Source organism: Flavonifractor sp. HCP28S3_F3, from assembly GCF_052065355.1.
Taxonomy (GTDB): Bacteria; Bacillota; Clostridia; order Oscillospirales; family Oscillospiraceae; genus Flavonifractor.
This window is the reverse complement of record NZ_JBQHUF010000001.1, coordinates 240493-263834: the sequence shown is the minus strand read 5'-3', so window position 1 is coordinate 263834 and position 23342 is coordinate 240493. Positions and strand designations below refer to the sequence as shown.

Sequence of the window (23342 nt, the reverse complement as noted above, 5' to 3'; positions counted from 1 at the left end):
ATCAGGCGTCTATCTCCGCTTCTTCCGCTGGAGATGGATGCCTGTTCGTTTCAAAATGATTCAGTTCATATGCCAGTTCCCATGCCAGACGGAATCCGCAGATAAAGCTGTCCACGGAGCGTTGCTCTATCATCAGGTTCTGGGCGTCGATGATCTGCAGCACCAGTTTACGCTCCGGCTTGTCCAACCGCTCAATGAGCTGCCGGTGGCAGGTTTCAACTTCCTGTTCGGATTCCACCATAGGCAGAGGGGTGTAGAATTTGTCGTACAGCAATCTCAAAGTTTCGTTCATGTGCCCCGCCTCCTTGTAGCAAGACACAATAGCACAGGTTAAGGGAAATAGCCACTATTATATTTTCAAAATTTCCAGAATAGTCAACTCCAACTTTCCTATCCACGGAAAAGCCATCTGCTAATCGCACAACGAGTAAACGAAATGGTGCTATTCCTTGTAAACAGGCTTCATGGTGGGGAACAAGATGACTTCACGAATCGTATCGGAGTTGGTCAGCAACATGACGCACCGGTCGATGCCAATGCCCAGGCCGCCCGTGGGGGGCATACCGTACTCCAGCGCGGTGAGGAAGTCCTCGTCCATCATACCGGCCTCGTCATCGCCCTTGTTCCGCAGCTCCACCTGCTTCTGGAAGCGCTGGCGCTGATCGATGGGGTCGTTGAGCTCGGAGAAGGCGTTGCCCATCTCGCTGTGGCAGATGAACAGCTCAAAGCGCTCGGTGAGCCGGGGATCGCTGGGAGAGCGCTTGGCCAGAGGGGACACATCCACGGGATGCATGGTGATGAAAGTGGGCTGAATGAGCTTCTCTTCCACCTTCTGGTCAAAGCACTCATACAGGGCGTTGCCCCAGGTCTTGTCGGCGGTCTCAGGCAGCTCCACGCCGATAGACTTGGCGGCGGCCACGGCCTCCTCATCGGAGGTGATGGCCATAAAGTCGATGCCGCAGTACTGCTTCACCGCCTCGTGCATGGGCATGCGGGGCCAGCCGGGGGTCAGGTCGATCTTCTCGCCCTGCCACTCCACCTGGTAGGTACCCAGGATCTTCTGGGCAGCAGAGGACAGCAGGTCCTCGAAGAGGTCCATCATGTCGTTAAAGTCGGCATAGGCCTGATAGAGCTCGATGGTGGTGAACTCAGGGTTGTGCTTGGGGTCCATGCCCTCGTTGCGGAAGATGCGGCCCATCTCATACACCCGGTCCATGCCGCCCACGATGAGCCGCTTCAGGGGCAGCTCGGTGGCGATACGCATGTACATGTCGATGTCCAGGGTGTTGTGGTGGGTGATAAAGGGACGGGCAGTGGCACCGCCGGAGATGGTGTTGAGAACAGGGGTCTCCACCTCCACAAAGCCTCGGCCGTCCATGAAGTCCCGGACATGCTTGATAAACTGGGAGCGAATGATGAAGTTGCGCTTCACCTCCGGGTTGACGATCAAATCCACATACCGCTGGCGGTAGCGCAACTCCGTGTTGGTCAGGCCGTGGAACTTCTCCGGCAGGGGCAGCAGGGACTTGCTCAGCAGGGTGCAGGTCATCACCCGCACCGACATCTCGCCCCGCTGGGTGCGGAACACCACGCCCTTGACTCCCACGATATCTCCGATGTCGTACTTCTTAAAGCGGTTGTACTCCTCCTCATCCATCTCGTCCTTCCGGGCGTAGAGCTGGATGCGGCCGGACTTGTCCTGCAGGTCGCAGAAGGAGACCTTGCCCATGCCCCGCTTGGACATGAGCCGTCCAGCGATGGACACCTGGCTGCCCTCCAGGGTGTCGAAGTGCTCCTTGATGTTGGCGGAGTCGTTATCTAACTGGTAACAGGTAATCTGGAAGGGATCATTGCCTTCTTCCTGGAGTTTGATCAACTTCTCCCGACGAATCAGCCTCTGCTGAGAAGTCTCCTGTGTGATTCCCTGGCTGTTGGTTTCATGGATGGATTCAGCCATATACACTCTCCTTTGCTGTTTCAGTCCTGAGTCACTTTACTTTGCCCATGCGGTTGTTTCTTCATAAAGCGCACGGTAATGGGAGGAATTCTCCACTTCAAGACTGATTTTCTTCAAATTCCTGACATTGCGACAGCGCCAGGGCTAACTGATCCGGGCAGGAAGTCCCTTTATCCAGGCACTGGATTCCTTTCAACTTCGCAATCGCGTCCTCCACACGCATTCCCACCAGCAGACGACTGAGCGCCTGAGTAAAGCCGGGACAGCCCAGCACAAATTCCACCGACCGGATCACTCCATGGTCTACTTCAAATTTAATTTCTTTGGCACAGGTGCCTTTGGTCTCATAAATCATACGGTTCTCTCCTGTCTCTGGCAATCCTTGACGATTTGCTGTATAATAACAGAATAGACCTTCCCATAATGGGAAAGTCAAGGGGCAATCAAGGAGGAATCACAAATGCAGGGCTATCTTTCCATCAGCGACTTTGCCAAGCTGCGCAATGTACATCCCAAATCGCTGCGGTACTACGAGCGGATCGGCGCGCTGATTCCCGCCTATACCGACCCGGAGACGGGCTATCGGTATTATTCCTTGGAGCAGCTGGTGGAGATGGACATGATTCTCATGTGTCTGGAGTTGAACATCCCCCTGCGCGATGCGGAACAATACCGACAGCCTAACCAGACATTGGACATCCGGCATCTGCTTCAGGATGGACAACAAAAGGCCCTGGAAAAGCTTGCCCACCTCCGCAATACCATGCAGCAGATGGAGGAGGCACTCCGCAGGATCGAAGAAAACCAACGCTATCAGGAACAGGAGGGCGTCTATCAACGGCATCTGCGCCGGCGGCTTATTTTGCGGGAACCCTTCATCCCCTCCGGCGGAGAGTTGGCGTTCAAACAGAGCTCCACAAAAATCTTCCTTCGGGGACAATCTCTGGGCTTGTTGCCCGCATTTACCTTTCCCATTGGTCTGATTGTCCGGCGGCAGGAAGACCGCATCAATACCGACATTTTTTTGGAGGTGCTCCAGCAGGAGGATGGAATTGCCAACCTGGAAGTGCTGCCTGAAGGGGACTATCTCTGTCAGCAGAAGCCGGCACAGGCGCTGGATCACATGGATACACTGATTTCGGAGTGCTTTGTCCAGCATCCCAAGGCAAACCAGGTTATGATCACCAATCTGACTTCTGCTTACTTTGATCTGAAGGGGCCATCGCTGGAGCTGCAGGAACCAATTTGACAAAAGAGGGCATCGGGAGTTTTTCCCGGTGCCCTCTTTCTTTAAAAAACTTTTCTACCCCCAAACATTCCGCTTGACTTTCCTATAATGGGAAAGTTTATGATTGCGTATTGCGGGGATTTTTCCCGCCAAATCAAAATCAAAACGGAGGAAGAAGAACCATGCAGGCGGAAACAAATCCCCTGGGGTATGAGCCGATCGGAAAGCTGCTTGGCACCTTTGCCGTGCCCAGCATCATTTCCATGGTGGTCAGTACCCTGTATAATATCGTAGATCAGATTTTTATTGGCCGTGGCGTAGGTTATTTGGGAAACGGCGCAACCAATGTGATCCTGCCACTGACTGTGATTGCCCTGGCCCTTGGCCTGATGATCGGAGACGGCACCACTGCCTATTTCAGTCTGTGCCTGGGGCAGGAGAACCGTCAGAGGGCCGCCCAGGGCGTTGGCAATGCCATCACCCTGACCGTGGTGGTCAGCATTGTGCTGACCGCCCTGTCTCTGGCGTTTCTAAAGCCCCTCTGCGTCCTGTTCGGCGCCACGGATGCCACCATGTCCTACTCTCTGGAGTATGGGTACATCATTGTATTAGGCTTCCCCTTTTACATGTTCAGCATGGGGTTTAACTCCATTGTCCGTGCCGATGGAAGCCCGGTCTACGCCATGCTGTCCACACTGAGCGGAGCAATTTTGAATACGATTCTGGATCCACTGTTTATTTTTGTCTTTCATATGGGGGTAAGGGGGGCCGCCATTGCAACGGTTTTGGGGCAGGTCGTCTCCTGTGTCATGACCCTACTTTACCTGAAAAGGTTCCGGTGCATCACCCTGACACCGGACTGCCTGCTCCCCCGGTGGAAGCTGTGCGGGAGAGTTTGCAGCCTTGGAATTTCCAGCTTCTTTCTTCAGCTGGCAGCCACCATTGTAATTACCGTGATGAACAATGTGCTGGTCAAATACGGCGCAGCCTCCAAGTACGGCGCGGAAATTCCCATGACCACCCTGGGCATTACCATGAAGGTTAATCAGATCATTACCGGCATTGTCATCGGGATCTCTGTGGGCTCTCAGCCCATCATCGGGTATAACTATGGAGCCGGAAAGACGGACCGAGCCCAGAAAACCTACCTTTTAGCCATTATCTGTTCCACACTGGTCATGGGCGTAGGAACCCTTGTGTTTCAGCTGTTCCCTGACCGCATCGTCAGTATTTTTGGTTCGGAGTCCGAGCTCTATCAAGAATTTGCAGTCAAGAGCCTGCGGATCTTCCTGCTGTTGATCCTTCTGAACGGGTTCCAGTTGTGCACAGGCACCTTTTTCCAGGCAGTGGGAAAGCCGGTGCAGGCCACGCTGATTTCCCTGTCCCGGCAGGTGCTTTTCCTGTTGCCGGCCCTGCTGATTTTGCCCCGCTTTTTCGGGGTAGAAGGCGCCTTGTGGGCTGGGCCGGTGGGGGATGCCTGCGCCTTTGTGCTGGCACTGGCCTTTGGCTTAGCGGAATGGAGAAAAACGGCCCGATTATCCAAACAACACCATCCTGTTTCTATGGAGGATTATTCTTATGGCACACCTGTCTGATTCGATTACGATCCGGAACCTGACCCTGCCGAACCGCCTGGTGATGCCCCCTATGGCTACCGCAAAGGCCGACGAGAACGGCTATGTGACCGATGCGGTATGCGAATATTACCGGGAACGGGCCAAATACAGCAAAATCGGCCTGATCATCACGGAACACAGCTATATCCACCTTCAGGGCAAGGCCCATCCCGGTCAGACCTCTATCGCCTCCGATGATGCGATTCCTTCCCTTCAGCGTCTCACCCACTGTATCCACCAGGAGGGAGTCAAAGTCGTTGCTCAGCTCAGTCATGCGGGATCGGCGGCACTGTCTAAGACCACCGGGCAGCCTCCTGTTGGCCCCAGCTCAATCTATCACCCCAAGCAGCGGGAAGAACTGCCTGCGGAGATGACCCTTCCGCAGATCCGGCAGGTCACGGAATGGTTTGCCCAGGCGGCCCTTCGGGCCAAGCAGGCGGGATTTGACGGAGTAGAACTTCACTCCGCTCACGGCTATCTCCTCAACCAGTTTTTCTCCCCGCTGGCCAACCAGAGAACCGATGCGTACGGTCCTCAGTCGATGGAACACCGCATCCGCTTCCAGCGAGAAGTCATCCAGGCAGTTCGCCAGGCTGTAGGCGAGGACTTTCCCATTGCCCTGCGGCTGGGTGGCTGTGACTATGAGGCCGGAGGGAGTACCGCCCGGGACTGTGTGGAGGCCTGTCAGCTGCTGGAGCACAGCGGTGTGGATCTCCTTCATCTCACTGGTGGCATGAACGGCTTTACTCGCCCCGGTCACGGGGAACCCGGGTATTTCCGGGATCTGTCTGTTCCTGTGAAGCAGGCGGTTCATCTTCCTGTTCTTCTGACCGGTGGAGTGACCACTCCAGCCCAGGCTGAGGCCCTTCTGGAGGAGGGCTGTGCCGACCTCATCGGCGTAGGCCGGGCAATCTTCAAAAATCCCCACTGGGCAGACTGAGTTTTTTGTTTCATGTTCATCCCCATTTTAGGGGAGCACGCAAAGCGTTTGGCTTGCCGTAAACGGCTGCTGAACGCTTTTTGCGTAAACAGTCTGCACCAGGACTCCACACCTATGTCAAAAAAGTGTGGAGCCCCGGATTTTTTCGGGGGTCTTCTTAAGAATTATAATGCATAAAGAGAATAAGGCTATTCACCCGATAACCCTTTTGAAAGTATTCGCTGAGTGCCGTCGGTTCATATCCCGGAATCTGTGTCAGCATGGCATAACCAGGATATACTGAATGGCTACATACAGAAGGACTCCAAAATACCAATGGTGAACAATGTTCCTCTGTAAAGTTTAGAACCTTATTCGCTGCGTCAGATGAAATTTGCAGAGAAAACACCTACTACATGATTCGTTTTTTGCAGACCATACACCGCAGTCCGTGGGCAGAAAACTTACCACCTTGCGAGAGCGTACGGTTCGCATCCGTAAGGTCGTCGGTTCGATCCCGATTAGGTCCACCAAAACTGGAAATCGCCGCAGTGAAAACTGCGGCGATTTCTCATTTGACCACAGAAATACCACAGACGGATTTCTATTTTGACCACTTGACGGGCACCCCCTTTCGGGAGTGCCCGTCTTTTTTGTTTACTGCGGCTCAGGATTTGAGGGGCATTCTTCGGAATCTTGGGTTTGACGGTGACCCAGCCAGTGCCTACGACCACTTTATGCGCCAGACGTTGTTCCTCCAGCACATAGAGGACGTTCTGAGTTCCAGAGACCTAAACCCGATCCAAGATATTTTGTTAACTTTCAAACTTCTCAATCCGGCAGAGGCCCATTTCCCCCCACGGGCCACTGACCATCTTGCGCAGGGCGGAAGAAATACAGACAGCATGCTCTTCGTTGGCCGCAAATAGGAAATAATCCCGCACGGTTCTCTTCGGGCAGGTCAGAACAAAAACAGGTTTATGAGCAACGCCTTCCATGGCCAAAAACCTTTCCCTGAATTCCGAGAAATAGACTTCCGGTGCTTTATGGTGCCGATGCTGGTAGAACACTACGCTTTGCCCGCGGCACAGATAGTCCGCCAGTTCATGATCCCATACATATTTGACGCTTTCCGCTTTTCCTTTCCCGCAGCTCTTCACATTCAGACCGGTATCCGGATCCAAAAAGACCAATTCACAGGATTCGAGCGCCTGTAGTGCATCTTTGTGCCATTGACTCCGGCCAGCAACGGAAATCACTTCGTGATAATACAATGTTTTGTTTGGATCCAGCAGGGCTGCTTGTTCCAGCTGTGCGATGGAGCGTGCATCACTTTCTGAGATTTTCTGCAACGCACTGGCCAGGGGTTCGTCACACACGAAATACTCCGGATGGATTGGATGTTTTCCATCCTTATGGAGAAAACCGCCAGTTTCTTTGTCGCGTTCACTTTCCGGCGGCTCCGCCTTATACCAGTTGACGCCCAAAGAAAACCCCTCTGCAAGAAGCGCTTTCAAAAGTCCGAATTTCCCAAAATCACCAATGTCGCCCGCATATCGATCCTGCATACATTCCCTCACTCTTTCAAACGCTCATGATGGATGTTCTTCCTCCGACAGGCGGAACACCACCATCTCACCTATTGATATCTCACTCATTTTACAGGGGATCCCGCCCCGAAGATAGGGCTGCAACTGATAAAATGCCATGCACTGCTCCAAATGCTCCAGCAGCTTGGCAGAGCGGCGGCGGTATCCATACTGCTTCAGCAGGGTTCGCAGCTTGATGCGCACATAACCGCATTCCGAGAAAAATCGCAAGCGGAATCGCACTTCTTTGAAGTACAAATCCAAATTCGAGAAATCACTGAGAAAGAATTCTTCACTGAGATGGGCACCTCAATCGGCGGCATCACGCTGAATCACGGAAAATTCCCGGTCAATCCATGGTTTTTCTCGAAGGTATAGCGACCAGTACGCCACGTCCAAAGCAGTATAAGAAAGCCCCATTATTGGTCTCCCTTGCGCCCGTTACAGCTGCGGCACAGGATCTGCAGATTTTCCGGCACGCTCTTTCCACCTTTGTTCATGGGGAGGATATGATCCTCCTGGAAGGGAACACGGCTGGCCGCTTCCATGCCGCAGCAGGTTGTCATCCCCCCGGTTCCAAAGCGATTCCACATACTCCGCCTCTTTCCTCTGCCCCATGTCCTCATCCCAAATGTGTTTGGCAATGGCTCCCACATCCAGTCGGCTGCGGTCAATATGATCAAAGGTATAGAAGGCAGGAGCGACCTCATACTGGGCATAGTATTTCAAAATGCGCACCACATCATCTGCCGAGTAGGGCGGGATCATTTCGCCGCAGAAATAGGTATTCCGGCACTGGCGCTCCATCTGCCTCAGAACTTCCTGGGGCAAATACTCCTCCGTCGCACCAAAACTGGAAAAGAGGGCGGGTAAATTCTCCATCATCTGGCGGTAGGCCTCTACCGTGCTGTTATAGACCATAACCTGACAGGAGAGGTCCATGCCGTTTTCCTCCAGATAGGAAAAGGCATACATCCCCACGGGGATCCGCTGGGTAAAAGGCACTTTCTCCAGGGCAGTGGTATCGATGGAGTTATCCAGCATCGTAGCAAATTCTTCGATTTTGGAGAGGGATATCATGCGGATCTCCCTCTGAATGCGGTCTGACATATCGTCCGAGAACTCGTTATTTCCTTCAAACAGGCTCTCGGGATTAACCCAGGCGATATGCTCGTCCCAGTCATCCACAAAGGACACAATATAGGCGGTATCCGTTCCTCCTGCGGCGGACCCGCGCAGAGCGCGTCCCACCATCTGGGTCATCCGAATGGTGGAGACGGTAGGACGGGCCAGAAAGACTGTACCGGTTTTCGGCAGGTCGACACCCTCCGTCAGGATATTGACATTGATGAGAACCTAGAGTTTTCCATCCCAATAGGCCTGCAGCTTCCGCTCATTGTCCTCCCGGCTTATGGTCACGCCGGTAACCGCATCCCGGATCGAGGAAACCACATAGTCCGAGGCAATCCCCTCTTTTCGGAACAGTGCATTCAGTGCGATCGCATGGTCTACATTTACCGCAAAAACAATGGTCTGGCCATACTGCTCCTCCGCCTAGTAGCTCTCAAACACCAGCTTGGCCAGGATCCTGCGGCTGATCAGATCCTTCAGACTGATCTGATAGGTGATGCCTACATTATTGTGCACCACCACATTGTTCTTCACACCGTCCGTGTAGATTTTACCCGGCAGTCCCTGCTCCTCCTCCGCTGTGCCGAAGGGAGTAGCGGTCAGACCGATGAGCTTCACATGGGGCACCTTGGACCGGACATAGTCGATCACCCGCCGATAAGTCAGTGGTGGGCCTCATCTACCACCAGGAAGAGTTTCTCCTCCCTGGCAAGCCACTCGTCCAGTGCAGACAGATTGCGGCCAATGCTGTCCTTGCTGACAATGAGCAGGTCGTCATCCGTGTGGATGTCAACGGTTCTGCCGTGACTGCCGGAACCGGAAATGATCCGGTAGCGGAAGCCGGAGATGCGGGGAATCGTCTCGGTGTATGCGTACTTCTGAAACGCCTCTGCCGCCTGATCCAGCAGCATCTGCCGGTGGGCCATCCACAGAATTTTTTTATGTCGGTCAACGGCATTATGCAGCAGTCACAGCGCGGTGGTATAGGTCTTTCCGCCTCCGGTGGGCAGCACCACTAATGTGCTGAACGCCGCATCGGTATTGATTTGATCCATACACTCCATGGCCCTATTCTGGTGCTCATATGGTACACGGTCATTGACACCGCTGCGTGGCGTGATCCGCCCGCTGGATGTGATCTCACTTCTCTCTCCTATCATAATGCTTCCTTTTTTCTATTTCGTTCAGAAAGACCGGCCCGCCAACTGGTAGCAGATCTGAATGGTGGAACTTTTTCCGCTGGGGGTGGTTTGTACCACCACGTCTCCAGGGTCCATGGCCTGATACATAGCGTTGCAGACGGAGGGCATCTTGTTCTTCAAGCCCATGGTCTTGTGAATCTCACCGGAAATCAGCATACAACTGGTCTCACCCTCCGCTTGATGCTGAGCAAGCGTCCGGAGAATATAACGAACGATCTCCGCTGTCCCCACCTTCTGTCCTGCCTGTGCAGCTTGATTGGCCCGGGAGAGCGTTGGCGCTGGGACTGTAGCAGGTTTTGTTCGGGTGGTACCGGGCACTTTGCATTCCAATGCCTCCAGTTCCTCATCATCCAAAGGGATTCCGTCCAACCCCTGCTTCAGCCACATGCCGCTCTCCCGGATCTCCTTCTCCGGACTGAATCGGCCCAGCCAGGCACTGCTGGCCTGAAAATCTTCCGTTTGGTGGAGAGAGGCAATGATCCCCTCCTCCAGACGCAGCCGCTGCTCCTGCGTTTCCACTTCAAATGCGGAAAACGTCATGTGTGTCCTCAGGTACCGGCTGACTGCCTGTTCCACCTCTCGCTCCCGATGCGGATCTTCCATCCCTTTATAAGGGAACCGGGAGGTATCCAGCGACCAGGTCGGAAGGTAAGGATCGCCGGTTTGATTCAGCAGGGCCTTCCCGATATTTTTTCGAAAAATACTACCGTTGTGGTTTTCCCGCACGAAGTGGTCTTTTAGTCGCTGCCGCAGGCGGTCAGTGGATGTATGGGTACCCACCCGCACAATGCGGGGCATCTCACGGTAAGTCTCTCCCTCCTCAAAAACCAGATAAATCCCGTTCCGGAAGGGCACCTCATCGATCTCCTCCCAGGTATATCTGGGCAGTGCGGTCAGATGCTGGTGCAGCCGAAGACAGCGGGATGCTGCGTTATCACACGGAGCTGAATCTGCCAATTGCTGCTGCAGAAAAGCTATTCTTTCTCCAATAGGGAGATTTCCCAGAGGAAGAATCGCGTGAGGTAGACGTGGCAGAAGGTGCTGATAGTAGCGCCGCCCCGCCAGGATGAGGAAGGTATCCCGCTCCAGATCAAACCGCTCCCCCATCTGTGTAAGTACATAGTTAACCCAGTCCCGCTGCCTGTGCTCCGGAAGGTCGGCGAGGGTCAGGTCATAGGGCGCAATCACATCCGACTCTTCCACCAGGCCGTATTTTGCGGACAGGATATAGACCTTGTCCGCGTTCCGCCTGGCGTATTGGTAAGAAAGAGAAAACAACCGACTGGGCGCATACAGCTCCCGGGCAGGACATGGGCGATCCGTCTTCAATTTGCTGCAGGAAATCAGCGCGATCTTCATGGGGTTGATTCCTCCCAATTCATTTTCTCTGAATCAATTACTCAAGTACTGCAATCCTGTGCCGCAAAATACGCTTTCTCCCGATACGGCTCCAACAGCGGCAGGTTCTTTTTGGAGAGATTCAAACCCCATTCCGGCTTGCTGCACTGGCCTGGCTTATCATAGTTTCGGTCAACAAACAGCACATTGGGCGCTTTCCAGACTTGGGATGGAATCACATAGCATGCAGGCAAAGTACCATCCTCAAATAGCAGGAGACACACCAGCCGCTGGGGCGAGAGCACCATCTTGTCCTTTCGGATATAGACGTAGTCCAAATTCCGTACGGCTTTTACCTGAATCTCATAGTACCGATCATCCACCGGGTTCCTGGCCACAAAGTCGACGCCATGATCATCTACCTCGGAGGTATAGACATCATATCCATAGGATGCAAACTCCATTTTTGCATAGTACTCAGCGTATCGGCCCAATTGCAAATGTGAAAGTTTGGACCAGATGGTATTTGGCATCTTCTCTATCCTCCCTTCACAGGGAATTTCGTCAAATTTTTTGCTATAATATTCAGTATACCGTCCCTTTCTATATTCGGCAAGTAGCAGACTTTTCGTGCAGAGAAAATATACAGTCAGCCATGAAATTGATCCATCAGAAATTGGGAGGGCTGTGCTTGTTTCAGGCGCAGCCCTCCCGGTTTTCTTCCATTCCATCCTTGCCGCTGAAATTTCTCCCGAATCTCATCGTAGTACCGCTGTACCGTAGAGCGGTCTATCTGCAATTCTCTGGCAATCATAGCCTTGCTGGACACGCCGGGGTGCTCCCGCAGATAGGTGGCGATGGCCTTCTTTTTGGGACTCACCCATCGGGATACTCCGTACTCACCCCAGGGCGGAGGGCGGCGATCTCTACCTTTATCTCCAGGATCAGTGCTTTCAGCTTCTCCTCACACTCCTCACGGGTCTTGGCGTAGACATTCCGGGAGTGCTTTTTCCCATCCGGCCACACGGGAGAGTAGCGTCCTTCCCAGAAGTATTCCCGCAACTAGCTGATGCACCCAGTTCCAGGCATGCAGCGAGGCGGTTCAACAGGTACGAAGTCCTGCTTTGGGAGTTCGTCTGTCTGTTCCGGCATCCGCATAGAGCCTATCCACGGCCACAACTTCGATCAGCCGCTGGACGGCCATATGTTTGCCTTCGGCATGTCCGAGAAGGAGCATGGCGCGGACCTGTATTTCAATGTGGCCACCATCTCCCCCGACGGCAAGGGCGGCTATGTAGCCAACGGCAACAAGTATTACATCGACAACGCCCAGATCGCCTCCAAAGTGGCCAGCGAGACCGGCCAGTGGGCTTTCTGAGTGGTGCACTCCCGGGACCGGCACTACAACTATGTCAAGGACATGGACACCCCCATCTTCGGCGTGGCCCGGGTGGGCGAGTACGAGATGATCGAGTACCCCATCACCGACCGCGATATTCTCAAGCAGGGCGACGCCAAGGATGACTCCAAGCTGTTCCGCCAGACCATGGTCGGTCTGGCCAAAGTCACCTTCCCTGACTACCGCCGGGCCTATCAGGGTGTGGAACTGCCCAACGTCAAAAGTTCCTGGAGCAGGTGGAGACCTTCAAGGACCTGATGGTCAATGCTGCTCCCGACACCTCTCTGCTGAAAAACATGGACCACATGCTCAACTACGGCAAATCTTCACCATGATCGTCTATGCCAGCTGGTGCTGGAGGGCGCCTATATCATGAAGGACAGCCCCCTGATTTCCGACCACGTGCAGCAACCAAATTCTGCTTTCAAAGTTACTATACAAGCAATCAGAGTTGAAAAAACGCTCCCCGTCTAAGCCGGTGAAAGGCGCCAGCAAAGGACGGGGAGCGTTTTCATTTTTAGACTCATTTATCTAAAAGTTCTTGACAGAGAACGGTCGCGAGCATATACTTAACAGAGTTAACTACCAGAAGGAAATGTGATGTTATGGAATGGACCGACATGATGCATTATCAGAAACAGCTTCAAAAGGTTATGCGCTCCCTGCTGCCGATGCGAAAAACCACACTGACCGCCAGTGAATGCGAGCTTCTGGCACACCTGTATCTGGAGCCGGATCAGAACACCCCGGTTATGCTCAGTCAGAGCAGCGGCATGAAAATAGAGGCTGTGAGCCGCTGCCTGAAAGCACTATACGAAAAGGACTGTGTTCGCAAGCAGCGGCAAGTCGCAGATGAGCGGAGCTATCAATTATTCATCACAGAGACCGGACTCACTGAACTGAAAAAGGGATATGAGAGTATCTTACAGCCCTTCTATGACCTGTGGCGCAGCTGTAGCGATGATTTCGAGTCATTTATGCTGTACGCGGATAAGCTGGCCACACATATTGAGAAAGGACAGGGTAAAAACCGTGACCATGAAATTTTATGACGCGCTTCAGATGGATCCTTCCGTGCTGAAACGAAAAATTTCCGTTTGCGATACAAAGCAGGAGAAGATTTATTACTGGATCGCCATGGCAGTGCGCTCTGTGCTGATCGTAGCCTTTGCTATCGTATTTATCAGCCTGTTGGCCAGGGTATTTGGCACAGACAATACTCCGCTGGCAGTTGCACTGTTTTGCATGATGTTGGGTATCCGCTTCGTCAATTTTGAGTACTGCATCGGCGACTCTCTCATAGCTCTGGCCGCAGTTCTGGCTATCTTGGTCTTGGCCCCTTCTGCGGCAATGGTGCTTCCTCCACTCTTTCTGATTCCGCTGCATTTCGCTGCCTTCTTTGCCCTGGTTTATATGACTGCCCAGCGGCCTGAGATGGGCAACGGCGGTTTATACAGTTTCGCTTATATCTATCTGACAGGCAATCCAGTAGTTGGCGAGGCTCTCATTCGCCGTGGGCTCATGGCTCTGGTGGGCTATTTGATTTGCGGCGCAATCCTGTTCGCCAAACACCGGCATCAGCACAAAACAACCCGTTTTCACCATGTAATAAGGAAGCTTGATTTATCCGCACCAGTTTATCTGTGGCAGTTTCGCATGGCGCTCGGTGTAAGCTTGGTGTTGTCCGCCGGACAGGTATTCCATGTGGAGCGGTTCATGTGGATGGGATTCGCCTGTGCCTCTTTGCTCTCCGAATACCCGTACTCCGGCAGCACTGCCATCCGTTTTCGGCAACGTATTGTAGGGGCAGTGGCGGGCTGCTGCGCATTTTTTGTGCTCTATCAGGTAACACCAGAAGCCTTCCACCCTCTGATGGGGCCGTTGGGCGGCTTGTGTTTGGGTTTCTGCACCGACTACCGGTATAAGACGGCAATGAACTGCTTTGGCGCGCTGATGCTGGGTACCGGAATCTACGGACTCCAGGGAGCCGTGATTCTACGCATTGTGGATACTCTTCTGGGTGCAACCTTCGGCCTGGTGTTTGCAGCCGCTTTTCACCGGTTGGCAGCGGTAAGACTGCTCCCCGCTCCAGAAGAGGAATGAGCGCAAAAACTGCCCATCGGCATCAGGAGACCTGAGATGAGTGCATCACCATTTTTCGCTAAGAAAGGGCACGCTATGAAACAGTCACGGCTGGCAGGCAAAAGGAAAAGAATTATACTCAATCCCCTTGGAATGTTGATGATCGGATTCCTACTGGGCATGTTCAGCCGATGGCTGGATCTTTACACTACAAATTTGGGCAACGTTTTTTCTCAGCTGGCAATCTGGATTCTGTTCGGCGTACTGATCTCTATATATAGCCGTACGAAAAGAGCCGCCATGTGCAATATTCTTCCCTTCTGCATTGGAATGCTGCTGACCTATTATGGGGCAGCTGTGCTGACGGAAGGAGTTTACAGCCGTACCTACATTATAGGATGGACGATCTTCGCCTGCTGCTCCCCCCTGTTTGCCTATTTTGCCTGGAGCACAAAGGAAAACGGCGTTTTCCCTAAAATGATCAGCATAGGAATCCTGCTGGTGTCGGTGCTGTCCAGCATCATTCTTTTTGATGGATTCAGGTTTTATGACTTTATAATAGATGGTGTTTTGCTCTATTTTCTCTTTTTCAAGCGGATAAGCCAGCGCAGATCATGTAACGGTACCTCCTCTTCCCACCCGCAATGATAGAAGCTGATATTTGTAGAAAGCTGGCTCTTCCGGCAAAGGGCGGATACCTTCCTTGCCAGGAAGGATCAGCAACAAACTGCGATGGAGGCGACATATATGAAGTTATTAAACTAGTTATCTGTTGCTGACCGCTTTTCCAAAGCATATCTGGACGAGCGGCTAGCTCCTCTTGGCATCAACAGCAGTCAACATATTTACCTTTTAAAGATCTGCGATCATCCGAGAACCTCTCGGGATTCCCCGCTGAACAGCGTCTACGTTCACCCCAGCAATGTGGTGCGTATGGTAGCCGCTCTGGAGAAAAAGCAGTTCCTAACACGTACTCCCTGTGAACAGGATAAGCGGACCTGGCGGCTCTACCCAACGCACCGCGCCCTGGCCATCTGCGATCAGGTCCGCGCAGCCTGTGAGGAAACAGAAGCGGTTTTACTACATGGATTGACAGCACGAGCTCAGCTTGATTTTCAATCCGCTTTGGCCCAAATAGGCAGGGAGATTGCAGAGAAACAGGGCGTTATTCGGGCGGGAGATGAGTTTGATGTCTGAAAATCCGCTGGCATATGAATCGTACTGAATAACTCCCTGACACATTACGGAGCCCTCTCGGTCTACGGGGAGGATATTCCACTGGCCGCCTGCGGTATCGTAATGAAAACCAACGCCATTTTGCTTGCCATCATCGTTGGTATTTCCCAGGGAGTACAGCCTATTATCGGTTTTAACTTCGGGGCCGGAAAATATGACCGGGTACGACAGGCATACCGCCTAGCCATCGTGTGGAATTTTGTCGTATCTGCAGTGGGATTTTGTCTGTTTCAGTTCTTTCCCGCCCCTATTATTTCCCTGTTCGGCAATGGAGAGCCACTCTACTTTGAATTTGCCATTCTATTTATGCGGACCTTTCTTTTCATGGTCCTGGTCAACGGCGTCCAACTGCTCTCCTCCAACTTTTTTACTGCCATCGGAAAAGCCCTCAAAGGTTTGCTGCTCTCTCTGACGCGGCAGGTCTTCTTTCTGATTCCTCTGGTCATTCTGCTTCCTCTTCGTTTCGGCATCTTCGGCGTGCTTCTGGCAGGTCCCATCGCAGACTTTATTGCCTTTGTGGTATCCGTTTTCCTGGTATCCAGAGAATTCAAGACCTTGGCCGCACAGCAGAAAAACTGCACGCCACAGGAAAGATGATTGGGACTGAACTGATGCCACATCCGCCTCAGCGAGACAACTTCAGCAACAGAACGGGCCCGTCGGATCGTCCGGCGGGCCCGCTTTCATATACATTTTTTATTTGGATTTCACAATGGAGGTAATGACCGGTGTGGCACCATCCACGTCCAGTTCCCCGGTATAGGTCACATCCACCTTATCGCCTTCAGCAAAACCGTCCATGGTGACCCCTTCTCCGTAGTCCATAATATGGTATTCGCCATCGTCGGTCAGAAGGACCAGATAGCTGTCTATCTTGTTGATGATCCCTTGGACTACCTTGCCTTCCACCTGGGGAGCGGACTCTGTGGGCGAGCTCTGCGGCTCTGGGCTCTGCTTGCCGCCGCCTGCAGACCCGCACGCTGCCAGGGTCGTCACCAGCAGTACCAGGGCTATCATCATATAAATTCTGCGTTTCATATTTCTTTACCTCACATTCTGCTGCACAAAGTCCGGCAGCGCTTCCTCGGCCATCTGGTAGAAGGATGCTACCTTCTGCCAATCCACTTTTTCTTCGTTGTCTTCGTAGTCCTCCAGCAGACCGCTCAGGCCCCGCAGCATCTCGTCCTGCTCCTGCTCAGTAGCCTGGCTGAAATGCTGATCCATGAAATCCAGCACAGTCCCTATCTTGTCAGACTGAATGAGCACCTCATAGAACTGGTCCAGGAACCGGCTGCTCTCATATTCCTCCATGCTGCGGAAGGAGACCGGCACATTGTTGCCTGTGCGCTTCTCCACCAGCAGTCCGGCTTTCCCGGCAGCTGTCTCCGCCTCTTCCGGCACGGCATACTGCGCCAGCTCCAGGAAGAACAGGCCCGCTTCATCCCGCAGGATTCGGACAGACTGATTCCCATAGCTTGCCAAAATCTCCGGCAGCTCGTCTGCGTTATAGGACAACGTGCGCACGGAGTATACCGTATCCAGCTGGATCTCCGCCGGTGTCAGGCGAATCACCAGGCTGCCGGGATCCCGGTACTCCTGAATTTGCACATCAGCATCGCTCTCCAGCTCCAGCTGGATCACCGTGGTACCTTCAGCAACCCCAGGCAATTGGCAAACCGACTTAATGTACTGGCTGGTATCCTTTGCTCGGGAGATTTCGGAGAGAATCTCCACACCATCGGTGCCTGGCAGTGTAATGGTGACCGTTTTGGGATAGGAAGCAAATTCCGCCTGATACAGGGAGGCGTCTGCTCCGGGAAACTCCAGCCGCATCTGCTCTGTGTCCCCGCTGCGCTCCATGGTGAGCGTCACTGTGCCCTCCCCTGCCTGACTGCCGCCCTGGACCAGCGGCTCATTCTCGCCGAACACTCTGACCAGGTGGCCAATCACCGGGATCTCCCGAACGGCGGCGGCGAAGGCAGGCGACAGATGAACCCCTCCTGCGAATACAGCGACCACAAGCACGACACAGCACAGAGAACGGCCTGCCAGCCGCCTGGCTCTGCGCCGGCGGGCCGCCGCCGCTTTCCCGTCCTGCAGCCCCCGGTGGATCACTTCCTCCAGATCTTCCGGAATGTCAACGTCAACATTCCACTTATCCTCCATGGATCTGCATCCTTTCTTTCAATGTTTTCAAACCGCGGTAATACAGGGATTTTACACTGTTTTCTGATTTTTTAAGGATCTGTGCAATTTCTGAAAAGGTCATATTCTCATAGACCTTCAGCACAATAACTGCCCGGCTTTTGGACTCCAGGCCCGCCAGAGATTCCTTGACCCATATAGCATCACCCCAGCGTTCCTCCTCCTGGACCGGGATTTCCAGAAGCGTCTCGTCCCAGGCTGCGGCGCGGGCATGCCTGCGCAGATAGGTTGCGGCTGTGTGGGTCAAAATGCGGTAAAACCAGGGATAAAACTTCTCCCGGTCCTTCAGGCGGTCCTTTCCCACATAGGCCTTGCACACCGCCTCCTGCACGATATCCTTGGCATCCTCCGCGTTGCGGACATATCCATAAGCCACTCGATAGAAGGAGTCTCCCCGCTCTTCGATCCGTTCCAGAAATTCCGCGTCTGATAAATGTGTCTGTTCTTTTTGCAGCTGCATGCGGTGAATGACCTCCTTCCGTATAGTAAGACTCAGTTCGGCATCAGATAGTTTCAGATTTTTCAGAAAACTTTGACCTAAGGATCACAGCCTTTCCGGCGTCTGATTATTTACCGGGGCGCATATAAAAGAATCAAACGGATATGGAGGTGCTGGATCGTGAGATGCCGGGTTTCGGAGCTGCGCTATAAGGAGATCATCGATGTGGCTGACGGCAGCAGATACGGCTTTGTGGGCGACGTGGAGGTGGATCTGGAGACCGGACAGGTAACTCAGCTCATCGTACCCGGCCGCCTGCGGCTCTTCGGACTGCTTGGCCGTTGGGAGGACACCCTGTTTCCCTGGTCCTCTGTGCGGCGCTTTGGTGCGGACACCATTCTGGTAGAACGGGGTCTGTCCCGCCGGGAACGGCTGCGAGAGTGAGGGAGATTTCCGCAGTTCCTCCATTGTCTAATGCCTGTATTCGTGTTATACTGTATAATTGTTTTTAAGTCAAAGTGCCGGGAGGAACGCACATGTGTGGTATCGTAGGATTCGTCGGTCGGGAAGAAGCCGCTCCCATCCTGCTGGACGGCTTGTCCCGCCTGGAATACCGCGGATATGATTCCGCGGGTATCGCGGTGTATGACCAGCAGCTAGGGCTCCAGGTAGAAAAAGCAAAGGGGCGGCTGCAGGTGCTCTGTGACCTGACCCAGGACGGCAGTACCGTCCACGGCACCCTGGGTCTGGGGCACACCAGATGGGCTACTCACGGGGAGCCCTCCGACATCAACTCTCATCCCCAGGTCAGCCAGGATGGACGGTTCGCCGTAGTCCACAACGGCATCATCGAAAACTATGTGACCCTGCGGGAATTCCTCCAGTCGGAGGGAATCCGCTTCGTGTCCCAGACCGACACGGAGGTAGTGGCCCAGCTGCTGGAGTACTATTATAAGGGAGATCTGCTGGAGGCAGTGGTCAAGACTCTGGGCCGTATCCAGGGTGCCTACGCCCTGGGCATCCTGTGCGCGGACTGCCCCGACCGGCTTATCGCGGTGCGCAAGGACTCTCCCCTGATCCTGGGCTACGGCCAGGGTGCTCACTATCTGGCCAGTGACGTCACCGCCCTGATCAAGTACACCCGTGAGGTATGCTATCTGGACGACGGGGAGATCGCCGAGCTGACCCCCGATCATCTGTGGGTATACGATTCCTACCTGCGCCCGGTGGAGAAAGAACACCACCACGTAGACTGGGAGATCTCCGCAGCGGAAAAGGGCGGCTACGAGCATTTCATGGCCAAAGAGATTATGGAGCAGCCCGAGGCTATCCGCAAGACCATCTCCCCCCGCATCCAGGACGGCAAAGTGGTGCTGGATGGCCTGTCCTTCACTGCCCAGGACATCCAGGACATGGACAAGCTGTGCGTCATCGCCTGCGGCTCCTCCTATCACGTGGGCATGAACGCCAAGTATATTCTGGAAAAGCTGCTGCGCAAGCCGGTGGAGGTCACCCTGGCCTCTGAGTTCCGCTACTGCGACCCCATCGTATCTTCCAAGACTCTGGCCCTGGTTATCAGCCAGTCCGGTGAGACTATTGACACTCTGGCCGCCATGCGGGAGGCCAAGCGGCTGGGGGCCAAGGTACTCTCTATCGTCAATGTGGTGGGCTCCACCATCGCCCGGGAGAGTGACGGAGTACTGTACACCTGGGCAGGTCCCGAGATCGCCGTAGCCACTACCAAGGCCTACTCTACCCAGATGGCGGTAGTCTACCTCATCGGTCTGTACTGCGCTGATCTGCTGGGCTCCATCTCCCAGGAGGAATACCACACCATTCTGGAGGAGCTCCAGCGCATCCCCGACAAGCTGGAAGAGATTCTGAGGGATCGTGAGGACATTCAGTACTTCGCCTCCATCTATTTCAATCACCCCTCTATGTTCTTTATCGGCCGCAACCTGGACTACACCGTAGGTCTGGAGGGCTCCCTCAAGCTGAAGGAAATCTCCTATATCCATTCGGAGGCCTATGCCGCCGGTGAGCTGAAGCACGGTACGATCTCCCTCATCGAGCCGGGTACCCTGGTGGTGGCCCTGGCGGGATACGGCGCTCTATTTGAAAAGACTATGAGCAATGTGGTGGAGGTCAAGAGCCGCGGGGCCGACGTACTGGGCCTCACCACCCGCAGCCGGGCGGCTGAAATGGCCAAAACCGCCGACCACGTTATTGCCGTCCCCGACACCCATCCCCTGCTGCTCCCCTCTCTGGAGGTGGTGCCCATGCAGCTGCTGGCCTACTATGTGGCACTCCAGCGTGGCTGCGACATCGACAAGCCCCGTAACCTGGCCAAGTCGGTTACGGTGGAGTGAGGAGGAACCTTTTGAAAAAGCTGACTGTACTGCTGCTGACTTTGGCACTGGCCCTGTCCCTGGCCGCATGCGGCTCCAGCGCGGAAACTGCCTCCGTGGTGCGCTACGGCATGTCCAACGCCTGGGATACTCTGATGCCCTACAACAGCCCCTCGGGAAGCAATTACACCCGTATCGTGTGCGACAAGATCTATGACCGGCTGGCCTACGTCCACGCCGATGGCTCCCTGGATCCCCGGGGGGCCACTTCCTGGGAGAGCGCCGACGACGGCATGTCGGTGGTCTTTCACCTGGACGAGAACGCCGCGTTCCATGACGGCACTCCCGTAACGGCGGAACACTGGGCAGACACCATCGCCCTGATGACCGATCCCACCTGCGCCGCGCTTGGCCGCTCGGTATTCAATGTACTGGCAGGCACCGATGAGAACGGCGCCGCTATCCAGGGAGAGACTCTGGGGGCGGAAGCCACAGATGAATACACGCTGAAGCTCACCTTCAAGACGCCTACCACTCCGGAGGATTTCCTGCTGGACCGCAACCGGGAGTTTTATGTACTGCCTACCCACTTGCTGGACGGAACAGAGCCTTCGGAGATCATGGATCTGGAGCTGTGGGAGGTACCCATTGGCTCCGGCCCCTGCAAGTTCGTGGAGGAGATCCCCGGCAGTCAGCTTACACTCCAGTCCAACCCGGACTACCAGCTGGGTCAGCCCGGTTTTGACAAGCTGGTCATCACGGTGATGGACAAGTCCAACCTGCTCCCCTCCCTTATGGCAGGAGATCTGGATTACTACGCCTTTGGCGGTAACCTGGCCGCAGATGACATCCAAACTGCCGAGGATGGCGGGATCGAAGTGCTGGAGGGCACTGTGCCCAACAGCTTCTATGAGCTGATGCTCAATAACGAGACCATTTCCAGTGCCTCCGTCCGCCGGGCCATTGACCTGGCTCTGGACAAGGAAGCTCTGTGCCTCCACACCGCCCAGGGACTGGGCGAGCCCACCGCCACCGATCTGACGCCGGGAACGGAGTATACCAGCTCCCTGACCTGGAGCCGGGATGTGGAAGAAGCAAAGGCTCTGCTGGAAGAGGGCGGCTACGACGGGCGCACCTACTCCCTGGCCTGCACCTCCAACCGCTCCGGCCTGGCCGCCCTGATGCAGCAGCAGTTGGCTGAGGCGGACATCACTGTCACCATTGAGACCGTGGACTCCGCCACGCTCTTTTCCGGTATGGCGGAAGGCACATACGATATGGCCATCGCCAGTCACACACCCGGCGCCCTCCCCCTCTGGTTCACTGAGAGCCGCTTCAGCGAAGGCAACAACATCTTCCATGTGGCCGACCTGACCCCCTACACCACCCTGATTGCCCAGATCAAGGCTGCCCCTGGCGGTGAGGAGCGGCAGGCTCTGGTGGACCAGCTCCAGGAGCTGCTGGCCCAGGAACGGCCCTTCATCCCGCTGTGGTTCGGACGAACCCTTCACGCCCAGTCTCCCACGATAGACAACATCGATTACCCCTCCTCCAGCTTCTCCAATGAGAACGTGTGGGAGTGGACCTTCAAGGCCGACTGACCGGTACGGCCTCATTCAGACAGAAAACCTCCGTAGGGCCGCCGCCCAGCGGCCCGTGCCGAAAGGCCGGAAGTGCAGGAGGAACCAACGCTTATGGGCCGCTATATCCGCCGCCGTCTTATTACGGCTATCCCCGTCTTCTTCGGGATCACTTTACTTGTTTTTCTTATGGTCAACCTGGCCCCCGGCACCATTACCGATCTGATGGGTGAAGGGGCTTCCTCCGGGGCCGACAAAGCCGCTCTGGAGGCATCCCTGGGGCTGGACCGCCCCCTCCCCGTCCGGTACGCCATGTGGCTGGGAGATCTGCTCCAAGGAGACCTTGGGCAGTCCTACTTCTATGACCGGCCGGTGAGCCGCCTTATCGCCCAGCGGGTGGGACCTTCCCTGCTGCTCACCGGCACCGGCGTGCTGCTGGCGGTGGTCATGGCCATCCCGCTTGGCATCCTGGCAGCCTGGAAACCCAGATCCTTCTGGGACCGTTTGGCCTCTGTTCTCAGCCTCATCAGCTACAGTGTGCCCGGCTTTTTTCTCTGCCTGGCGGGCATCGCCATATTTGCCGTCACCCTGGGCTGGCTGCCCACTCACGGTATGTACACTGCCGGAATCTTTACCTCCCTGCCCGACCTGCTCCGCCACCTGATTCTCCCCGCCGGAGTGGTGTGCGTCAGCAGTCTGGGAGAACTGGTAAAACAAACCAGGGCCGCCTGTTTGGAAGCTCTGGGGCAGGACTACATCGTCACCGCCCGGGCCAAAGGCCTGACAGAAGGCGCAGTCATGGTACGCCACGCCTTCCGGGGCTCTCTGGTTCCGGTGCTCACCACTATTCTCAGCCACATCCCCCACATTCTGGGGGGCTCGGTGGTGGTGGAGCAGATCTTCGGGTGGCCCGGCATGGGCAGCCTGCTTTTCTCCGGCATCTCGCAGCGGGACTACCCGGTGGTGATGGGGGTAACCGTGGTGGTTGCCCTGGCGGTGCTGCTGACCAACCTGCTCCTGGACCTGGTATACGGCCTGGCCGACCCCAGAGTACGGTACGGAAAGGGGTAGGG

General features: G+C 54.8%; 31 protein-coding genes. 14 read left to right on the top strand and 17 right to left on the bottom strand.

What is annotated here, in order from left to right; translation table 11 throughout:
• Position 1: 1 nt before the first annotated feature.
• The 3 genes from ACTNB1_RS01375 to ACTNB1_RS01365 form a co-directional block, all read right to left on the bottom strand.
• Positions 2–292 carry a DUF6809 family protein gene (locus tag ACTNB1_RS01375; protein ID WP_441167486.1) on the bottom strand — a complete coding sequence of 97 codons (291 nt, stop codon included), beginning with the start codon at positions 290–292 and terminating at the stop codon, positions 2–4.
• Between the two features lie 150 nt (positions 293–442).
• On the bottom strand, positions 443–1957 hold the full coding sequence (lysS, locus tag ACTNB1_RS01370; protein WP_441167485.1) for a lysine--tRNA ligase: 1515 nt from the start codon (positions 1955–1957) through the stop codon (positions 443–445).
• A gap of 97 nt (positions 1958–2054) precedes the next feature.
• Positions 2055–2312 (bottom strand): TIGR03905 family TSCPD domain-containing protein, encoded by a 258-nt coding sequence (locus ACTNB1_RS01365; RefSeq protein WP_441167484.1) that lies wholly within the window; start codon positions 2310–2312, stop codon positions 2055–2057.
• Positions 2313–2417: 105 nt separating this feature from the next.
• Here ACTNB1_RS01365 and ACTNB1_RS01360 point away from each other — a divergent pair, with 105 nt between their 5' ends.
• From ACTNB1_RS01360 to ACTNB1_RS01350, 3 genes are all read left to right on the top strand, one after another.
• Positions 2418–3206: a MerR family DNA-binding transcriptional regulator gene (locus ACTNB1_RS01360; protein WP_441167483.1), complete on the top strand. Its 789-nt coding sequence runs from the start codon at positions 2418–2420 to the stop codon at positions 3204–3206.
• 161 nt (positions 3207–3367) lie between these two features.
• Positions 3368–4780: an MATE family efflux transporter gene (locus tag ACTNB1_RS01355; protein WP_441167482.1), complete on the top strand. Its 1413-nt coding sequence runs from the start codon at positions 3368–3370 to the stop codon at positions 4778–4780.
• Complete coding sequence (locus ACTNB1_RS01350; protein ID WP_441167481.1) at positions 4764–5741, top strand: NADH:flavin oxidoreductase; 978 nt, start codon at positions 4764–4766, stop codon at positions 5739–5741. Before ACTNB1_RS01355 ends, ACTNB1_RS01350 begins: the two co-directional genes overlap by 17 nt.
• A 500-nt stretch (positions 5742–6241) precedes the next feature.
• On the opposite strand, the gene ACTNB1_RS01345 is transcribed toward ACTNB1_RS01350, so the two are convergent.
• The 11 genes from ACTNB1_RS01345 to ACTNB1_RS01295 form a co-directional block, all read right to left on the bottom strand.
• Positions 6242–6484, bottom strand: a complete 243-nt coding sequence (locus ACTNB1_RS01345; RefSeq protein ID WP_441167480.1) for a hypothetical protein — start codon at positions 6482–6484, stop codon at positions 6242–6244.
• A gap of 51 nt (positions 6485–6535) precedes the next feature.
• Positions 6536–7288: a hypothetical protein gene (locus ACTNB1_RS01340; RefSeq protein ID WP_441167479.1), complete on the bottom strand. Its 753-nt coding sequence runs from the start codon at positions 7286–7288 to the stop codon at positions 6536–6538.
• A gap of 24 nt (positions 7289–7312) precedes the next feature.
• Complete coding sequence (locus ACTNB1_RS01335; protein WP_441167478.1) at positions 7313–7513, bottom strand: hypothetical protein; 201 nt, start codon at positions 7511–7513, stop codon at positions 7313–7315.
• A 215-nt stretch (positions 7514–7728) separates the two neighbouring features.
• On the bottom strand, positions 7729–7809 hold the full coding sequence (locus tag ACTNB1_RS01330) for an HNH endonuclease (protein WP_441167733.1): 81 nt from the start codon (positions 7807–7809) through the stop codon (positions 7729–7731).
• 1054 nt (positions 7810–8863) lie between these two features.
• On the bottom strand, positions 8864–9091 hold the full coding sequence (locus ACTNB1_RS01325; protein ID WP_441167477.1) for a hypothetical protein: 228 nt from the start codon (positions 9089–9091) through the stop codon (positions 8864–8866).
• Positions 9092–9102: 11 nt separating this feature from the next.
• Entirely contained in the window at positions 9103–9375 is a 273-nt protein-coding gene (locus tag ACTNB1_RS01320) for a DEAD/DEAH box helicase family protein (protein WP_441167732.1), read from the bottom strand.
• Positions 9376–9408: 33 nt separating this feature from the next.
• Entirely contained in the window at positions 9409–9600 is a 192-nt protein-coding gene (locus ACTNB1_RS01315; RefSeq protein WP_441167476.1) for a hypothetical protein, read from the bottom strand.
• Between the two features lie 24 nt (positions 9601–9624).
• A complete protein-coding gene (locus tag ACTNB1_RS01310) occupies positions 9625–11001 on the bottom strand; it encodes a DUF6884 domain-containing protein (RefSeq protein WP_441167475.1) in 1377 nt (458 codons plus the stop codon).
• A gap of 41 nt (positions 11002–11042) precedes the next feature.
• Positions 11043–11513: a DUF4365 domain-containing protein gene (locus ACTNB1_RS01305; RefSeq protein ID WP_441167474.1), complete on the bottom strand. Its 471-nt coding sequence runs from the start codon at positions 11511–11513 to the stop codon at positions 11043–11045.
• A gap of 116 nt (positions 11514–11629) precedes the next feature.
• Complete coding sequence (locus ACTNB1_RS01300) at positions 11630–11860, bottom strand: hypothetical protein (protein WP_441167473.1); 231 nt, start codon at positions 11858–11860, stop codon at positions 11630–11632.
• On the bottom strand, positions 11857–12042 hold the full coding sequence (locus ACTNB1_RS01295; RefSeq protein ID WP_441167472.1) for a hypothetical protein: 186 nt from the start codon (positions 12040–12042) through the stop codon (positions 11857–11859). Before ACTNB1_RS01295 ends, ACTNB1_RS01300 begins: the two co-directional genes overlap by 4 nt.
• Before the next feature lie 25 nt (positions 12043–12067).
• Between ACTNB1_RS01295 and ACTNB1_RS01290 the strand changes: the two genes are divergently transcribed.
• The 7 genes from ACTNB1_RS01290 to ACTNB1_RS01260 all read left to right on the top strand — a co-directional run bounded on the left by ACTNB1_RS01290 (position 12068) and on the right by ACTNB1_RS01260 (position 16294).
• Positions 12068–12358 (top strand): hypothetical protein, encoded by a 291-nt coding sequence (locus ACTNB1_RS01290; RefSeq protein ID WP_441167471.1) that lies wholly within the window; start codon positions 12068–12070, stop codon positions 12356–12358.
• The gene (locus ACTNB1_RS01285) at positions 12359–12637 is read left to right on the top strand and encodes a hypothetical protein (RefSeq protein WP_441167470.1); all 279 of its coding nucleotides are present in this window, start codon (positions 12359–12361) and stop codon (positions 12635–12637) included. It abuts the gene before it with no gap.
• A 347-nt stretch (positions 12638–12984) separates the two neighbouring features.
• Positions 12985–13431, top strand: coding sequence for a MarR family transcriptional regulator (locus tag ACTNB1_RS01280; RefSeq protein WP_441167469.1), 447 nt, complete (start codon positions 12985–12987; stop codon positions 13429–13431).
• A complete protein-coding gene (locus tag ACTNB1_RS01275) occupies positions 13418–14482 on the top strand; it encodes an FUSC family protein (protein ID WP_441167731.1) in 1065 nt (354 codons plus the stop codon). Before ACTNB1_RS01280 ends, ACTNB1_RS01275 begins: the two co-directional genes overlap by 14 nt.
• 36 nt (positions 14483–14518) lie before the next feature.
• Entirely contained in the window at positions 14519–15109 is a 591-nt protein-coding gene (locus tag ACTNB1_RS01270; RefSeq protein ID WP_441167468.1) for a DUF6518 family protein, read from the top strand.
• Positions 15110–15259: 150 nt separating this feature from the next.
• Positions 15260–15658: a MarR family transcriptional regulator gene (locus ACTNB1_RS01265; RefSeq protein WP_441167730.1), complete on the top strand. Its 399-nt coding sequence runs from the start codon at positions 15260–15262 to the stop codon at positions 15656–15658.
• A gap of 18 nt (positions 15659–15676) precedes the next feature.
• Complete coding sequence (locus ACTNB1_RS01260) at positions 15677–16294, top strand: MATE family efflux transporter (RefSeq protein WP_441167729.1); 618 nt, start codon at positions 15677–15679, stop codon at positions 16292–16294.
• A 99-nt stretch (positions 16295–16393) separates the two neighbouring features.
• Here the strand turns inward: ACTNB1_RS01260 and ACTNB1_RS01255 are convergent, their stop codons facing one another.
• Genes ACTNB1_RS01255 through ACTNB1_RS01245 form a run of 3 tightly spaced genes read right to left on the bottom strand, consistent with a single transcriptional unit; the run spans position 16394 to position 18362 of the window.
• Positions 16394–16735, bottom strand: a complete 342-nt coding sequence (locus tag ACTNB1_RS01255) for a hypothetical protein (protein ID WP_441167467.1) — start codon at positions 16733–16735, stop codon at positions 16394–16396.
• 6 nt (positions 16736–16741) lie between these two features.
• Entirely contained in the window at positions 16742–17863 is a 1122-nt protein-coding gene (locus ACTNB1_RS01250) for a hypothetical protein (protein WP_441167466.1), read from the bottom strand.
• Complete coding sequence (locus tag ACTNB1_RS01245) at positions 17853–18362, bottom strand: RNA polymerase sigma factor (RefSeq protein WP_441167465.1); 510 nt, start codon at positions 18360–18362, stop codon at positions 17853–17855. The genes ACTNB1_RS01250 and ACTNB1_RS01245 overlap by 11 nt, the downstream gene beginning before the upstream one ends.
• Before the next feature lie 159 nt (positions 18363–18521).
• Between ACTNB1_RS01245 and ACTNB1_RS01240 the strand changes: the two genes are divergently transcribed.
• The 4 genes from ACTNB1_RS01240 (at position 18522) to ACTNB1_RS01225 (ending at position 23340) form a co-directional block, all read left to right on the top strand.
• A complete protein-coding gene (locus ACTNB1_RS01240) occupies positions 18522–18785 on the top strand; it encodes a YlmC/YmxH family sporulation protein (protein WP_441167464.1) in 264 nt (87 codons plus the stop codon).
• Positions 18786–18877: 92 nt separating this feature from the next.
• Entirely contained in the window at positions 18878–20710 is a 1833-nt protein-coding gene (gene glmS / locus ACTNB1_RS01235; protein WP_441167463.1) for a glutamine--fructose-6-phosphate transaminase (isomerizing), read from the top strand.
• An 11-nt stretch (positions 20711–20721) separates the two neighbouring features.
• Complete coding sequence (locus tag ACTNB1_RS01230) at positions 20722–22290, top strand: ABC transporter substrate-binding protein (RefSeq protein ID WP_441167462.1); 1569 nt, start codon at positions 20722–20724, stop codon at positions 22288–22290.
• A gap of 93 nt (positions 22291–22383) precedes the next feature.
• Entirely contained in the window at positions 22384–23340 is a 957-nt protein-coding gene (locus tag ACTNB1_RS01225; protein ID WP_441167461.1) for an ABC transporter permease, read from the top strand.
• Positions 23341–23342 lie beyond the last annotated feature (2 nt).

Coding starts and splice junctions, on each gene's coding strand:
- ACTNB1_RS01375 (WP_441167486.1), bottom strand. CDS start 292: ATGAACGAAACTTTGAGATTGCTGTACGACAAATTCTACACCCCTCTG.
- lysS (WP_441167485.1), bottom strand. CDS start 1,957: ATGGCTGAATCCATCCATGAAACCAACAGCCAGGGAATCACACAGGAG.
- ACTNB1_RS01365 (WP_441167484.1), bottom strand. CDS start 2,312: ATGATTTATGAGACCAAAGGCACCTGTGCCAAAGAAATTAAATTTGAA.
- ACTNB1_RS01360 (WP_441167483.1), top strand. CDS start 2,418: ATGCAGGGCTATCTTTCCATCAGCGACTTTGCCAAGCTGCGCAATGTA.
- ACTNB1_RS01355 (WP_441167482.1), top strand. CDS start 3,368: ATGCAGGCGGAAACAAATCCCCTGGGGTATGAGCCGATCGGAAAGCTG.
- ACTNB1_RS01350 (WP_441167481.1), top strand. CDS start 4,764: ATGGCACACCTGTCTGATTCGATTACGATCCGGAACCTGACCCTGCCG.
- ACTNB1_RS01340 (WP_441167479.1), bottom strand. CDS start 7,288: ATGCAGGATCGATATGCGGGCGACATTGGTGATTTTGGGAAATTCGGA.
- ACTNB1_RS01330 (WP_441167733.1), bottom strand. CDS start 7,809: ATGAACAAAGGTGGAAAGAGCGTGCCGGAAAATCTGCAGATCCTGTGC.
- ACTNB1_RS01315 (WP_441167476.1), bottom strand. CDS start 9,600: ATGATAGGAGAGAGAAGTGAGATCACATCCAGCGGGCGGATCACGCCA.
- ACTNB1_RS01310 (WP_441167475.1), bottom strand. CDS start 11,001: ATGAAGATCGCGCTGATTTCCTGCAGCAAATTGAAGACGGATCGCCCA.
- ACTNB1_RS01305 (WP_441167474.1), bottom strand. CDS start 11,513: ATGCCAAATACCATCTGGTCCAAACTTTCACATTTGCAATTGGGCCGA.
- ACTNB1_RS01290 (WP_441167471.1), top strand. CDS start 12,068: ATGCAGCGAGGCGGTTCAACAGGTACGAAGTCCTGCTTTGGGAGTTCG.
- ACTNB1_RS01280 (WP_441167469.1), top strand. CDS start 12,985: ATGGAATGGACCGACATGATGCATTATCAGAAACAGCTTCAAAAGGTT.
- ACTNB1_RS01275 (WP_441167731.1), top strand. CDS start 13,418: ATGAAATTTTATGACGCGCTTCAGATGGATCCTTCCGTGCTGAAACGA.
- ACTNB1_RS01270 (WP_441167468.1), top strand. CDS start 14,519: ATGAGTGCATCACCATTTTTCGCTAAGAAAGGGCACGCTATGAAACAG.
- ACTNB1_RS01255 (WP_441167467.1), bottom strand. CDS start 16,735: ATGAAACGCAGAATTTATATGATGATAGCCCTGGTACTGCTGGTGACG.
- ACTNB1_RS01250 (WP_441167466.1), bottom strand. CDS start 17,863: ATGGAGGATAAGTGGAATGTTGACGTTGACATTCCGGAAGATCTGGAG.
- ACTNB1_RS01245 (WP_441167465.1), bottom strand. CDS start 18,362: ATGCAGCTGCAAAAAGAACAGACACATTTATCAGACGCGGAATTTCTG.
- glmS (WP_441167463.1), top strand. CDS start 18,878: ATGTGTGGTATCGTAGGATTCGTCGGTCGGGAAGAAGCCGCTCCCATC.
- ACTNB1_RS01225 (WP_441167461.1), top strand. CDS start 22,384: ATGGGCCGCTATATCCGCCGCCGTCTTATTACGGCTATCCCCGTCTTC.